We start from the raw sequence: 14,457 nt of genomic DNA on the forward strand, positions 1-14,457 counted from the left end.
GGCCCGGCATCGGCTCACGCATCGGCGGCCTCCCGCACCGCCCGCCGTGCCCGGCTTCGCTCCGCGATGGCCGCGGCGGCCACCTCACGGTCGTCGAAGGGAATGACCTCGCCCCCGACATACTGCCCCTGCTCGTGTCCTTTGCCGGCCACAACTACCACATCTCCGGGCACCGCACCGCCGACCGCCAGACGGATGGCGGCCGCCCGGTCCGGCTCCACAATCACGTGGGCCCGCTCCTTGATGGGTACCCGCAGCGCGCCCTCCAGCATCGCGGCGAGGATCGCGAGCGGGTCCTCCGTACGAGGATTGTCGCTGGTGAACACGGCCAGGTCGGCGAGACGGACGGCGGCCTCGCCCATGATCGGGCGCTTGCCGCGGTCGCGGTCGCCGCCGCAGCCGAGCACGATCACCAGGCGGCCGCCCGGCCCGTCGTCCAGCACGGCGCGCAGCGAGCGCAGGACCGACTCGACCGCGCCCGGCTTGTGCGCGTAGTCGACGATCACCTGGACGTCGTCCGCGCCCGGCACCCGCTCCATGCGGCCCGGCACGCCGGCGAACTCGCCGACGCCGGTCACCGCGGCCTGCAGCGGGACCCCGGCCTCCACCAGCGCGACCAGCGCACCGAGCGTGTTGGCCACGTTGAACGGGCCGGGCAGGGCCACCGACACCTCGGCCTCGACCCCGCCGGGACCGACGAGGCGGAACGCGCTGCCCGCGGAGCCGAGGCGCACGTCCTCGGCGCGCCAGTCGGCCTCCGGCGCCCCGGTGGCGGAGAACGTGGTGATGGGGATCTTGGCTGTCGCGGCCAGCTCACGCCCGTGGGCGTCGTCGATGTTCACCACGCCCGCCCGGCTGAACTCGGGGGTGAACAGCCGCGCCTTGGCCGCGAAGTAGTCGTCCAGGTCGCGGTGGAAGTCCAGGTGGTCCTGCGAGAGGTTCGTGAAGATCGACACGTCGTAGCGCAGGCCGTCCACCCGGCCGAGGGCAAGGGCATGGCTGGAGACCTCCATGGCCGCCGCGCTCACGCCCCGCTCGCGCATCAGCGCGAACAGCCCCTGCAGGTCGGTCGCCTCCGGGGTGGTGAGCTCGGGGATGAACCGCACGTCGCCCGCGCGGATCTCCACGCCGCCGACCAGGCCGGTGCGGTGGCCCGCCGCCCGCAGTCCCGCCTCCAGCAGGAACGTCGAGGTGGACTTGCCGCTGGTGCCCGTGACGCCGATGAGCGCGATGCCCTCGGCAGGCTTGCCGTACACCCAGGCGGCGACCTGTCCGAGCACCGCGCGCGGGTCGGGCACGACGAGCACCGGCAGCCCAGTGGCGACGGCCCTGTCACGGCCCTCCTCATCGGTCAGGATCGCCGTCGCGCCCGACGCCAGGGCGTCGGCGGCGAACTCCGCGCCGTGCCGGGCCTTGCCGGGCGCGGCCACGTACAGGTCGCCGCGCCGCACCCGGCGCGAGTCGAGGGTGATGCCGGTGACCGTGCCGCGCACCGCCCGCGCTCCGGGGGACGGGACGGCCGACGACGTCGCGCCGAGCAGGGACGCCAGGGCGGACAGCGGACGGGCCTGGACGGCCTCGGGACGCATGGACGACGGGGAACGCACGGCGAGAGCGTACCCCCCTCCGTCGCCCCTCCCGGCCACGTCGGCTCCGGTCACGTGCCCGTCACTCCGACGGGCGAAGGACCATCGCGGGCGCCTTCGTGCCGGTCGGCGGGATCTTCCTGCTCTTCAACGCGAAAGTCATGACGTCCTTGAACACCGGGGCGGCGACGGAGCCGCCGTAGTGGTCCTTCTTCGGGTCCTGGATCACCGCCAGGGCGACCAGCCTGGGCTGGTCCGCCGGGGTGAAGCCGACGAACGTGGCGGTGTACCCGCAGTATCCCGCGCATTTCTCGTCGTAGCGCATGGCGGTGCCGGTCTTGCCCGCGACACGGTAGCCCTCGATCGAGGCCTCCTCTCCCGTGCCCTCGTTGCCCACCACGGCCTCCAGCATCAGCGCGATCTTCTTGGCGTTGGCCTCGCTGATCACCCGGGTGCCCTTGGCCGGGGGGCTGGGGACGAACGCGCCGTGCTCGTCGGTGGTGCCCGCCACGATCGAGGGGGTCAACCGCACTCCGCCATTGGCGATCGTCTGGTAGACGCTGGCCATCTGCAGCGCGGTGACCGAAATGCCCTGGCCGTAGGCGATCGTACAGCGCTGGCTGCCCGACCACGTCTCCCACTGCGGCAGCAGGCCGGCCTGCTCGCCGGGGACCCCCGACCCGCTGCGCGCGCCGAACCCGAAGGACCGGAACATGTCGTACAGCCGCTGACTGGTGATCTTCTCCGATACCATGATCGTGCCGACGTTGCTGGACTCGGCGAGGATCCCGGTGAACGTCAGAGGCTCGGGCTTGTGCGGATGGGCGTCCCTGAGCTGCTGGTCGGCGCACTGGATGTGGTCGGGCACGCGGAAGACGGTCTCCGGAGTGACCACACCCGCCTCCATCGCCGCCGCGGCCGTGATCACCTTGTTGGTGCTGCCCGGCTCGAAGATCTCCGACACGGCCCGGTTGGCGCGGTCCTCGGCCGGGGCCGACTGCCAGTTGTTGAGGTCGGCCTGGGGCGCGTTCGCCATGGCGAGGATCTGCCCGGTCCGCACGTCCATGACGATCACGCTGCCGCTGCGCGCCCGGCTCTCGCGCACCTGCCGGTCGAGCGCCTGCTCCGCCGCCCACTGGAGGTCCCTGTCGATGGTGAGGCGCACGTCGCGGCCGGGCACCGGCGCCTCGCGCTGGCTGCGCGTCATCGGGATGCGCTGCCGGTTCGCGCCGAGCTCGACGCTCTGCTTGCCGTCCTTGCCCGCCAGGATGGCGTCGTACGCGCTCTCCAGGCCCTCCAGGCCTCTGCCGTCGACGCCGACGAACCCGAGCAGGCCGCCCGCGAGCGAGCCTCCGGGATAGAGACGGCGGTAGGTCTCCTTCATGCCCACGCCCTTGAGCTCGAAGCCCATGATGCGCTTGGCCCGAGGCGGCTCGACGTCGCGGGCGAGCGGGATGTACCGCTGGGTGGTCTTGGCCAGCGCGGCGGCGATCTCCTCCTTGGGCTTGTTCAGCTCCCGGGCCAGCGTGGTGGCGACCAGGTCGCGCTTGGCCGGGTCGACGTCCGCTGGGTCGACGTAGATCTCCCTGGCCTCGACCGTCACGGCGAGGTCGTGGCCGTTGGCGTCGGTGATCGAGCCGCGCTTGGCCGGCAGCGTCTCGGGGCGTACGCGCTGCTCGGCTGCCCTCGCCTGGAGCACCTTGGAGTCGAACCCCTGGAGCTGGACCAGCCGGCCGGCGAACAGCGACAGCACGATCGCCATCACGACCAGCGCCGCCCGCAGCCGCCGGGCGGGGTTGCCCAGCCGGAGCACGGCGGGCGGACGCGGCGGGCCGGGCGGGCCCGAGGACCGCTGCGGGCCGGAGGGACGCTGGGGACCCGGCGGGCGCGGCGGCGCGCCTCCGGTTCGGGGACGCCCGCCGCCGGTGCCACCCGTCCCACCGGACGCGCCGGGTCCGGACGCCCGTGATGCGGACGGCCGTGCAGTGGACGGTCGCGGCGCGGACGGGCTCGCCGCGGACGGGCTCGCCGCGGACGGACGTGGTACGGACGGGCGCGGCGCGCCGGTCCTGCCCGGGGCGCCCGCCTTCGACGACGCGCCGTCTCCGGTCGTTCTCGATGTCCCCGACGTCCCCGGGGCACCGGGCCTGCCGGGAGCGCCGGACCTGCCGGTGGACTTTCCCGGGGCATCGGGTTTTCCTGAAGCGCCGGGTTTTCCGGTGGCCCCGGCCTTGCCTGGGACACCGGGCCTTCCCGTGACGCCGGGCTTTCCCGCGGCGCCCTGCTTTCCCGTGCCGGACTTTCCTGCGGTGCCCTGCTTTCCTGTGGCGCCGGGACGCGGATCGCCGCCGTTCGCCGCACGTGGACGGCCGGAGGCGCCGGACGCGCCTCCCCGCGCACCGTGACCCGACGTCCCGTGACCCGACGTACCGTGCCCCGACGTACCGTGACCCGACGCGCCGTGTCCTGACGTACTGGGCCCCGACGCGCCGTGCCCCGGCATGCCGGTGTGCGGCCGGGCGGGTCGCCGCCCGGCCGACTCGCCGCCGCGGCCGTTCCTGATGTCGTCGCGCGCGCCGTCCGCCCGGCCGCCGCCCTGCCTGCCTCCGCCTTCCGGAGCGCCGCCGGTGCGGCCGCGCCGGGGCGAGCCGCCCGTCGCGTCGTCGCGTCCGGGGTCGGCGGGACGACCGGGACGACCGAGCCTCGGCGGCCCGTCCTGGCGGGGCGGCCGCCCCGGGGATCCCGGGCTCCTCCTGTCACCGCCCGGGCCCTGGCCACCGCCTCGCCCGCTGGGACCCCCGCGGCCGGGACCCGGGTTCCGGCCGCTGTCTCTCACCGGTCCGTGCCCTCCTTCTGGGCCTGCTCCCGCGCCGCCGCGCCGCCGCCCGCGTCGAGGAACTTCGGCGCGGACTTGTCGGGCTCGAGGCCCTGCGCCGCGGCCTGCTCCTTCACCGCGTTGGGCTGCGTCCACTGGCGGAGCTGGTTCTCCTGCTCCGCTGCCTGCTCGTGCAGCTCGTCGATGCTCGACTGCAGGTCGCTCAGCCTGAACGAGTCCTTCGAGAGGACCACGTTCAGCAGCAGGAGGGTCACCAGGCCACCGCACATGAGGCCCACGACGAGCAGCACGAAGGGCGCGCGCGGCGGCCGCCGGAACGCCCGCCGCGCCATTGTGGCACGTGAGGTCGCCGCCGGCCGGGTTTCCGCACCACCGCGCCCGACGCGCCGCGGCGCGGGCACTACCTCGGTGAGACTCCTGGCCTCGCGGGACGGTGCGGGGCGGGTCGCCGTACGGGATGCGGCGGAGCGGGACGCGGCGGTGCCGGAAGCCGCCGTGCCGGACGTGGCGGGGGCGGTCGTACGCACCCGGGAACCGTCGCGCTTCGGGGCCGCGACGGATCCCGCGGACGCCGCCGCCTCACCGGGGCGCGCGTCCGTACGAGCCCTGCGGGGAGCCGGGACCGCCTCACGGCGGGGCCGGCCGTCCGCGCCCGGCCGGGACGCCGGGGCGGCCTCGCGGCCGCGGCTCTGCGCGCCGCCGCGGGGAGCCAGGACGGCCTCGCGCGCGCGGTCGTCGCCGGGCGCGCCGGGGCGGACGCGGCGCTTGTCCGGAGCGGCGACGGCCTCGCCCGCCGGCGCGGCTGTCCGGCCCGGCGTGCGGCCGGGCACGCGGGGCGGCGCGGCCGTACGCCCGGCCGCCCTCCTGCTCTCCTGCTCTGTCCTCATCCCTCGCGGATCCTCTCTGCCGCCCGCAAGCGGGCCGAGGCCGCCCGCGGGTTGCGGGCCACCTCCTCGTCGTCCGGGAGCTCCGCTCCCCTCGTCAGAAGGCGGAACCGGGGCTGGTGAGCCTCCAGGGGGACCGGCAGCCCGGGTGGGCTGGTGTCCCTGGTTCGCGCCGCGAGGACCTGCTTGGTGAGCCGGTCCTCAAGGGAGTGGTAGGCGAGCACGACCACGCGCCCGCCCAGCGCCAGCGCGTCCAGTGCGGCGGGGAGCGCCTGTTCGAGCGCCGACAGCTCGCCGTTCACCTCGATGCGCAACGCCTGGAACGTTCTCTTCGCCGGGTTGCCCCCGGTCCGCCTCGTGGCGGCGGGTATCGCCGCGCGGACCAGGTCGGCAAGCCGTTTCGTGCTGGTGATGGGGTCCTTGGCGCGCTCTTTGACGATGAGGCTCGCGACGCGTGCTGCGAAGCGCTCCTCGCCGTAGTCGCGCAGGATGCGTGTGAGGTCCGCGGCGGAGTAGGTGTTCACCACACGCTCGGCGGTGAGCTCCTGCTCGCGGTCCATCCGCATGTCGAGGGGGGCGTCATAGGAATAGGCGAAACCGCGCTCGGCCTCGTCGAGCTGAGGGGATGACACGCCGAGGTCGAACAGCGCGGCGTCCACACGGGGCCGTCCGGCGTCGCGGAGCACGTCGGCCAGTTCGTCGGAGACGGCGCGCACCAGAGTGATCCGGTCCGCGTACGGCGCGAGCCGGGCGGTGGAACGCTCGATGGCGGTGGGGTCGCGGTCGATGCCGATGAGGTGGAGGGAGGGGTGGGCGGCCAGAAGCGCCTCGGCGTGCCCGCCGAGACCGAGGTTGGCGTCCACGGCCACCGGCTCCGGTCCGGACAACGCCGGAGCGAGCAACTCCAGCACGCGATCGAGCATGACCGGAACGTGACCACCCGGGTGACCGGGCTCTTGCGACAACGCTTCCAACCCCCATTTACGCCGCAGTACTCGCGGATTCGCGGCTGTGCCGCCGGTGACTACCCAACGGACCCCCACCCATGCCGGTTCCCGGAGAACCGACCCGTCCGGCCAGGTCCCCATCCGCGTCGCCGGCCGTGGCGTCTGACACCGGGGAAGGTGCATCAGCTGCCACATGGGAGCGGGTGGAGACCTCGCCGAACGTCACCGACGGGTCAATTGATCAAAAGAAAGGACCGATCTACAGAATCCCGGGCAGCACCTCCTCCGACAGATCGGAGAATGCCTGTTCCTGGGCCTCCAGGTAGGTGTCCCATGCCTGGGCGTCCCAGATCTCCAGTCGCGTGTTGGCGCCGATCACGACGCAGTCACGTTCCAGCCCGGCGTAACGCCGCAGCGTCTGGGGAATCGTGATGCGTCCCTGCTTGTCCGGCACCTCGTCGGACGCGCTGGCGAAGAAGACACGGCTGTAGTCGCGGACCGCCTTCGCCGTCACCGGAGCGGTACGCAGGGCCTCGGTGATGCGCTGGAACTCCTCTACGGGGAAGACGTAGAGGCAGCGCTCCTGGCCTTTGGTGATCACCAGACCCTCCGCCAGCTCCTCGCGATACTTCGCCGGCAGGAACAGCCGTCCTTTGTCGTCGAGGCGCGGGTGGTGGGTGCCAAGGAACACCGGACCCACCTCCTGTGCCTTGTGGAGCGCTCAGCGCTATAGCCCCTGCCCTCCACTGCGCACCACCATACTCCACTTCTCCCCACCGTCAACCGATTCTGGCCGTGTCGGCATTCAAAATCGACGGCGTTTTCGCAGGTGAAATGGGGTGGGTCGGGGTGGGGCACCGCGGCGCCCCCCGCCCCGCGCACGGGCGTGTCGGCACCCCGGAAACCCCGGCGCGTACGGGGTTCCCGGGGGCGGCAGGAGAGGGGTGGGGGAACCGGGTGGAGGGAAGTGGAGCGCGCCAGGCTTCAGGTGCCATGAGCCGCCGCACGGGACGCCGGTGGACGTCGCGGGATGGCGCGGGAAGTCGCGGGATAGCGCGGGAAGTCGCGAAAAGTCACGGGATGTCACGGGATTCGGACGAACGCGCCACGCGACCGTGAAGAGACGCCACAACACTGTGGGCAGTTCACCCGGATTTCCGGACAAAGTCGCTCGAGAACCAGAGGGGACATAGGGTCAGTACACAGAATGGAAAAGGAACGTATAACGCCCCATTCTCGGGGACGCACCCTCATGGAGGCCTGGTGGCAGTAACTCCCGACGTCACCGATGCTTCAGCCCGGCTCGAGGATCTCATCGACACCGCCCACCGGATCCGCGCCTCGATCGAATCGGTGATCGAAGGCAAGAGCGACGTCGTCCGTCTTACTCTCACCGTGCTCCTGGCGGAGGGCCACCTGCTGATCGAGGACGTGCCCGGTGTGGGCAAGACGATGCTCGCCAAGGCTCTGGCGCGCTCCATCGACTGCCCGGTCAAGCGCGTCCAGTTCACCCCCGACCTGCTGCCGAGCGACATCACCGGGGTCAGCGCGTACAACCAGCAGACGCGTGAGTTCGAGTTCAAGCCCGGACCGGTCTTCGCCAACATCGTCGTCGGCGACGAGATCAACCGCGCCTCCCCCAAGACGCAGTCCGCCCTCCTGGAGTGCATGGAGGAGCACCAGGTCACGGTCGACGGCGTGACCTACGCGCTGGAGGCGCCGTTCATGGTCATCGCGACGCAGAACCCGATCGAGATGGAGGGCACCTATCCCCTCCCCGAGGCGCAGCGCGACCGATTCACCGCCAAGATCGCCATGGGATACCCGGAGCCTGCCGCCGAGCTGGAGATGCTGGACGTGCACGGCGCCTCGCAGCCGCTGGACAAGATGGAACCGGTCGCGACCACGGCGGAGGTGGCCGCGCTGATCGAGGCCGTCCGCGCGGTCTACGTCTCCCAGCCGGTCAAGCGCTACGCGGTCGACATGGTCGCGGCCACCCGGCACTCCCCCGACCTGCGGCTCGGCGCCTCCCCGCGCGCCACCCTTCATCTGGTGCGCAGCGCGCGGGCCCACGCCGCGCTGTCCGGCCGCGACTACGTGATCCCGGACGACCTGCAGGAGCTGGCCGTCCCCGTGCTGGCGCACCGCCTGATGCCGAGCCTGGAGGCGCAGGGGCAGCGCCGCCACCCCGAACAGCTCGTCGGCGAGCTGGTGCGGCGCGTCCCGGTGCCCGACGCCAAATAACGGACGCGAGTGGGCCGGATGTGAGCGAGCCGGATGTGGGCGAGCCGGGTGCGGTGAACCGGGTGCGAGTGAACAGGGTGCGAGCGAGCAGAGCGCGAGCGAGCAGGGCGCGAGCGAGCAGGGCGCCGGTAAGCGGGGCGCCGGTAAGCAGGGCGCGCGCCCGGCGATGTGACAGTGAGCAAGTGACGGAGGGCCCATGATCGGGCTGAAGGCTCTGACCCCGCGAGGACGCTCGTTCCTCGCGTCCGGCGTGGCGGCCCTGCTGTGCGCCCTCGTCCTCGGCGAGCAGGACCTGCTGCGCGTGTCCGTGCTGATCATCGCGATGCCGTTGCTCGCCTCGATGGTCGTGGCCCGCACGCGCTATCGGCTGGCCTGCGCCAGACGGCTCACCCCGGCGCGGGTGCAGGCCGGCGAGCAGACCACGGTCACCCTGCGGCTGGAGAACGTCACCCGGCTGCCCACCGGGCTGCTGCTGGTGGAGGACAACCTGCAGTACGCGCTGGGGACCCGGCCGAGGTTCGTCCTCGACCGGATGGAGTCGCGCGGCGTCCGGGAGATCGACTACAAGGTGAGCTCGGACCTGCGCGGGCGCTTCCCGATCGGGCCGCTCTCGGTGCGAATCGCCGACCCGTTCGGGCTGGTCGAGCTGACCCGCTCGTTCACCATCACCGACACGCTCGTGGTCACGCCCGAGGTGGTGCCGCTGCCGCCGGCGCGTCTTTCCGGGGAGTACAGCGGCGGCGGCGACAGCCGTACGCGGTCGGTCGCGGCGGCGGGCGACGACGACGTGGCGCCGCGCGAGTATCGCCAGGGCGACGACCTGCGCCGCGTCCACTGGCGCTCGACGGCGCGGCACGGCGAGCTGATGGTCAGGCGCGAGGAGCAGGAGTGGCAGAGCCGGGGCGCGCTGCTGCTCGACACCCGCAGGCACGCCCACCGGGGGGAGGGGCCGCGCTCGTCGTTCGAGGTCGCGGTCTCCGCCGCCGCGTCCATCGGCGTGCACCTGTCCGCGGAGGGGCTCGCCCTGCGCCTGGTCACCGACCAGGGCGCGGGACACGTGGTGGACACCGGCCAGTCGTGGTCGCTGCTCGACACGCTCTCGGTCATCCGGCAGAGCACGGCGCGCTCGCTGGAGCACGGCGTCGGCGCGCTGCGTCAGGGCGGCGGCGAGGGCCTGATCATCGCGGTCCTCGGGGGGCTCGATCCGGAGGAGGCCCGGGCGCTCGCCCAGCTCCGCCACTCGGGCGTGACCGCCGTCGCGATCCTGCTCGACCTCGCCTCCTGGGACCGCGCGTCCGGGCACGGGGCTTCCTGGGACGCCGTCGCCGAGGAGAACGCGCGGGCCGCTCGATCGGTCCTGACCGGCGCCGGGTGGCGGGTGCTCGACCTGCCCGCCGGCACGCCGCTCGCCGACGTGTGGCCGCAGGCCGGAAACAAGAGGAGCGCGGCCTGAGCCGGCCGCACCGGCGGGACGGAAGGTAGGAAGCAATGAAACTGCCGGTTGCGGCGGGGCTGGCCACGGCGGCCGTCACGATCACGCTCTATCCGCTCTTCGAGGGCGGCACCTGGTTCTGGTCCTGCATGGGGGCGATCCTGGTCGTCACCGTGACCGGCACGGTGGCCTCCCGTCTGGGCGCCCGCCCATGGGTGGCGCCCGCCGTGACGCCCGTGACGGTCCTGATCTACCTGACGCTCGTCTTCACGCCCGACGAGGCGTGGCTGCGGATCATCCCCACCAGGGACTCGGTCATCCGGCTCGCCAAGCTGATCGCCTCCGGATATGACGGCATCCAGCAGTACGCCGCCCCGGTGCCGGACCGTCCCGGCATCGTGCTGCTCACCACGGCGGGTGTGGCGCTGATCGCCCTGCTCGTGGACGTCTTCGCGGTGCGGCTGCGCCGGGCGGCGCTGGCCGGGCTGCCGATGCTCGCCCTGTTCACCGTGCCCGCGGCGGTCATCACCGACCCGATCGGGTGGATCGCGTTCGTCGTCGCGGCGTTCGGCTACATCGGCCTGCTCGTCGCCGACGGGCGCGAGCGGCTGAGCCGCTGGGGCCGGGCCGTCGTGGTGCGGCGTTCATCCGACGCCTCGCGCGGCTCCGCCCCCGACACCGAGCGGCTCGCCCTGTCGGGCAAGCGCATCGGCGTGACGGCGATCGCGCTGGCCGTGCTGGTGCCCGCGCTGCTGCCGGCCCTCTCCCCCGATCCGCTGTTCGGCTTCGGCGTCGGCAACGGCCTCGGCGGGGGCGGCGGCAACATCGGCATCCCCGACGCCATCGCCAAGCTCGGCGGCCAGCTCAGGCAGCAGCGCAACGCGACCGTGCTCACCTACACCAGCAGCGACGACGTGCCGCGTTATCTGCGGATCTTCTCGCTCGACATCTTCGACGGGACGAAGTGGACGCTGGCCCCGCTGCGCGGACGCCCGGAAGACCGCGTGTCGGAGGGGCCGCTGCCGCCCGCTCCCGGGCTGCGGCCCGGTGTGACGGTGAAGCGCGCCGAGATGCGGGTCAAGATGAGCGATGAGATCGACACGCTCCACTTCCTGCCGCTGCCCTACCCGGCCAGGCAGGTCGAGGCCGACGGCGACTGGCGCGCCGACCGGGCCTCGCTCATGGTCTTCTCCACCGAGGACGAGGCGGCCGGGCTCGACTACCGGGTGATGACCGAGGAGCCCGAGCCCACCCTGACCGAGCTGCGCACGGCGGTGACCCTCCCGGACAGCGACCGCTACCTGCAGCTGCCCGAAGGACTCGACCCGCGGGTGACCGCCCTCACCCATCGCATCACCGCCGACGCCGCCTCGCCGTACGAGGCCGCGGTCAAGCTGCAGGAGTGGTTCACCCAGGACGGCCGGTTCACCTACGACGTGCGCGCGTCCGGATCGGGCGCGCAGGCGCTGTCCCGGTTCCTGCTGCGTGACCGCACCGGCTACTGCGAGCAGTTCGCCGGGGCGATGGCCGTGATGGCGCGTCTGCTCAACATCCCGGCGCGGGTGTCGATCGGATACACCGGCGGCACCAAGATCGGCAACGAGTGGACGGTCCGCACCCACGACGCCCACGCGTGGCCGGAGCTGTTCTTCGACGGGATCGGCTGGCTGCGGTTCGAGCCCACCCCCACCGGCGCCACCGGGCAGGGCACGGCCCAGGTGCCGCTCTACTCGCTGCCTGTCACGCCGACGGACGGCCCGACGGCGAACCCGTCCGACGGGCCGTCGTCGAGCGCGGAGGACGACGCCGGGCAGAGCGCCGGACCGGCCCGGCCGAACCCGCGCCAGCTCGACCGCGACCTCGACGGCACGGCCACCGCGGCCGACCCCGGCATGCCCGTGCCCGTCGAGATCGGCATCGGCGTCGCCGCCGCGCTCGCGCTGCTGTTGCTGCCCGCCGCCGCGCGGGTCCTGGTGCGACGTCGTCGCCTTCGCCTGGTCACGCGTACGGCGGCGGGAGGCCACGCGGCCTGGGCCGAGCTGCGCGACATGCTCACGGACCTGGGGATGGCCGGGGAGCCGAGCGAGACGCCGCGCGCGCTCGGCCGCCGGATCGGCGAGCGGTACGCGCTCGGGCCGCAGGCCGCCGAGGCGCTCACCCGCGTCGTCACGTCGGAGGAACGGCTCAGGTACGCCCCCACGCCCTCGGCGTCGGGGCCCGTCCCGGCGGACCTGCGCCGGATCAGGCGCGATCTGGCGTCGAAGGCCTCACGGTGGCGGCGTCTCGGGGCCGCGCTCGCCCCGATGTCCGTGCTGCTGCGGGTGCGGGCGGCCGGCGAGGGCGCGCTCGACGTCTTCGACCGGCTGGAGGGGCTGCGGCCCCGGCTCTGGCGGGCGCGGCCCGGCGGAACGCGGGCGGCCGCCACGCCGGAACGCCCGGACGGCACCCGGGCCGACGACACCGCGAAGGAGCGGACCCTCACCGGCGCCCGCCGCTGATCGCCCTGCCCCCGGCGGCCACTGGCCGGGGGTGCCGTTCCCTTTTGGGGCGGACGGGGGAAAGCGCGCGGCAGGCGAGCACCCGCGGGCAGGGCGGGGCGAAAGCACCGATCAGCGCGGAGGCGCGCCGCGGGCGAGCCGGGGGCGCGGGGCGCCGCAGACGACTCGGTGGGCCCGGGAAGCGGGCCCACCGGCGGTGGCTCAGGTCGTGATGGGGATCAGTGCTCGTCGTGGCGACGGCGCCAGCGCTCCTCCATGCGCTCCATGAAGCTCTGGCGCTGGGGACGGCGGCCGCGGCCGCGGGCCGTCGGCGGGGAGTCACCGAACCCGTTCATGCGCTTCCAGCTCGACAGGCCCCACAGGCAGGTTGCCAGCATGACCACGAAGCCGGCGGCACCGAGCCAGATCTGGGCCGCGACGGCGCCGACCATCAGCAGGACCACGCCGAGTGCGAAGCCTATGGAGGCCTTCACCAGGCGGCGCTTGTAGTGGCTGCGCGGATCGCTGATCCGTACGGTGTTCGCCCACTTCGGGTCCTCGGCATAGAGGGCCTGCTCGATCTGGTCGAGCAAGCGCTGCTCGTGCTCAGACAGCGGCACGGCGCCTCCCAAGGACGGCCCCATTCAGGGGAAGACGGCAACGGACGACACGGGGTGTCCGAACCTCGCGGTCGGTTATCCCCAGAATACGAGGCCTCAGACGTAGGCGAAAGAAAACGTCCAACGCGGTCCAAACCGGAGGTGACGTCATAGACCTATTGGACCAAACGGACGCCGAACAAGCGATGCCGGTTTCACCGCGTCCGGACCGAAGCGGCGGGCCGCCCGGTCCATGGCCTGTTCGGCCTCCCGCCAGCCGGTCTCCCGCTCCCCCAGGCCGAGCTGACGCGTCGCCGCGGCGGCCGGGATCAGGTTCTCCACACGCACGCCGACCAGCCGCAACCGCACCCGCTCCAGCCCGGCGGCCTCGTAGAGCTCGCATGATGTGTCGAAAATCTCCTTCGCGACGTCGGTCGCCTCGCGCAGCGTACGCGACCGGGTGATGGTCGTGAAGTCGGATCGTCGGAGTTTGACGCTGACCGTGCGGCCGACATGCCCACCGGCCCGCAGGCGCGCGGCGACCCGCTCCGACAGCCGCAGCAGCTCACGCCTGATCGTCTCAGGGTCGTCGACGTCGTGCGGGAACGTCTCCTCGTTGCCGATGCTCTTGTCGGGCGCGTGCGGCACCACCCGGCGGTCGTCGCGTCCCCAGGCGAGGGCCGCCAGGTGCGCGCCGACGGCGCCGAACTCACGCTGGAGCGTCGCCACCGGCACCTGGGCCAGGTCGCCCACGGTGCGGATGCCGAGCCGTACGAGGGCCTGCTCGGTGCGCTCTCCCACGCCCCACAGGGCGGCGACGGGCAGCGGGTGCAGGAACTCCACGACGCGGTCGGCCGGGACCACGAGCAGGCCGTCCGGCTTGCACTGGCGCGAGGCGAGCTTGGCCACGAACTTCGTGCTCGCCACCCCCACCGAGCAGGTGATGCCGAACCGCTCGGCCACCTGGGCGCGGATCATGCGGGCGATGGCCGCGGGGCTGCCGAGCCTGCGGCGGGCCCCGCCCACGTCGAGGAACGCCTCGTCGGACGCGATCGGCTCGACTTCCGGGGTGATCGACTGGAAGATCTCCATCACGCCGCGGGACACCTCGGCGTACTTCGCGTGGCGGGGCGGGATGACCGTGGCCTGCGGGCAGATGCGCCGGGCCCGGGTCATCGGCATCGCCGAGTGGACCCCGAACCTGCGGGCCTCGTAGGTGGCGCTCAGCACGACCCCGCGCGCGCCGGTGGCGCCGACGATGACCGGGGTGCCCCGCAGCTCCGGACGGTCGAGCAGCTCGACGCTGGCGTAGAAGGCGTCCATGTCCACATGGAGGATGGGGCAGCCGCTGTCGTCGGCCGGGCCGTCCGGCGGTGGCGACGGATCCCGAGGCAGCAGCTGATTCCGGGACATGAGGTCACCCTACCCGACCACCACGCTATCCGAACATCT

General features: G+C 73.1%; 10 protein-coding genes. 3 read left to right on the top strand and 7 right to left on the bottom strand.

All coding sequences use genetic code 11. The features are described from left to right. Positions 1-14: 14 nt before the first annotated feature. The 5 genes from FLV34_RS01535 to mraZ all read right to left on the bottom strand — a co-directional run bounded on the left by FLV34_RS01535 (position 15) and on the right by mraZ (position 6,944). On the bottom strand, positions 15-1,589 hold the full coding sequence (locus FLV34_RS01535) for a UDP-N-acetylmuramoyl-L-alanyl-D-glutamate--2,6-diaminopimelate ligase (RefSeq protein ID WP_142645222.1): 1,575 nt from the start codon (positions 1,587-1,589) through the stop codon (positions 15-17). A gap of 79 nt (positions 1,590-1,668) precedes the next feature. Further along, entirely contained in the window at positions 1,669-3,399 is a 1,731-nt protein-coding gene (locus tag FLV34_RS01540; RefSeq protein ID WP_260617039.1) for a penicillin-binding protein 2, read from the bottom strand. Between the two features lie 1,019 nt (positions 3,400-4,418). Beyond that, the gene (locus FLV34_RS01545) at positions 4,419-5,309 is read right to left on the bottom strand and encodes a hypothetical protein (protein WP_147942191.1); all 891 of its coding nucleotides are present in this window, start codon (positions 5,307-5,309) and stop codon (positions 4,419-4,421) included. Further along, a complete protein-coding gene (gene rsmH, locus FLV34_RS01550) occupies positions 5,306-6,229 on the bottom strand; it encodes a 16S rRNA (cytosine(1402)-N(4))-methyltransferase RsmH (RefSeq protein WP_142645012.1) in 924 nt (307 codons plus the stop codon). The genes FLV34_RS01545 and rsmH overlap by 4 nt, the downstream gene beginning before the upstream one ends. A gap of 283 nt (positions 6,230-6,512) precedes the next feature. Then, positions 6,513-6,944, bottom strand: coding sequence for a division/cell wall cluster transcriptional repressor MraZ (gene mraZ / locus FLV34_RS01555; RefSeq protein WP_079318531.1), 432 nt, complete (start codon positions 6,942-6,944; stop codon positions 6,513-6,515). Between the two features lie 572 nt (positions 6,945-7,516). Here mraZ and FLV34_RS01560 point away from each other — a divergent pair. The 3 genes from FLV34_RS01560 to FLV34_RS01570 all read left to right on the top strand — a co-directional run bounded on the left by FLV34_RS01560 (position 7,517) and on the right by FLV34_RS01570 (position 12,427). Beyond that, on the top strand, positions 7,517-8,497 hold the full coding sequence (locus tag FLV34_RS01560) for a MoxR family ATPase (protein ID WP_147942192.1): 981 nt from the start codon (positions 7,517-7,519) through the stop codon (positions 8,495-8,497). A 196-nt stretch (positions 8,498-8,693) separates the two neighbouring features. Continuing rightward, positions 8,694-9,950 carry a DUF58 domain-containing protein gene (locus FLV34_RS01565; protein WP_147942193.1) on the top strand — a complete coding sequence of 419 codons (1,257 nt, stop codon included), beginning with the start codon at positions 8,694-8,696 and terminating at the stop codon, positions 9,948-9,950. 35 nt (positions 9,951-9,985) lie between these two features. Beyond that, entirely contained in the window at positions 9,986-12,427 is a 2,442-nt protein-coding gene (locus FLV34_RS01570; RefSeq protein WP_147942194.1) for a DUF3488 and transglutaminase-like domain-containing protein, read from the top strand. A gap of 218 nt (positions 12,428-12,645) precedes the next feature. Here the strand turns inward: FLV34_RS01570 and FLV34_RS01575 are convergent, their stop codons facing one another. Continuing rightward, a complete protein-coding gene (locus tag FLV34_RS01575) occupies positions 12,646-13,026 on the bottom strand; it encodes a DUF3040 domain-containing protein (RefSeq protein WP_142645008.1) in 381 nt (126 codons plus the stop codon). 147 nt (positions 13,027-13,173) lie between these two features. After that, the gene (locus FLV34_RS01580; protein ID WP_142645007.1) at positions 13,174-14,418 is read right to left on the bottom strand and encodes a DNA polymerase IV; all 1,245 of its coding nucleotides are present in this window, start codon (positions 14,416-14,418) and stop codon (positions 13,174-13,176) included. Between the last annotated feature and the right edge of the window lie 39 nt (positions 14,419-14,457).

This window comes from Microbispora sp. CSR-4 (assembly GCF_008033685.1).
Taxonomy (GTDB): Bacteria; Actinomycetota; Actinomycetes; order Streptosporangiales; family Streptosporangiaceae; genus Microbispora.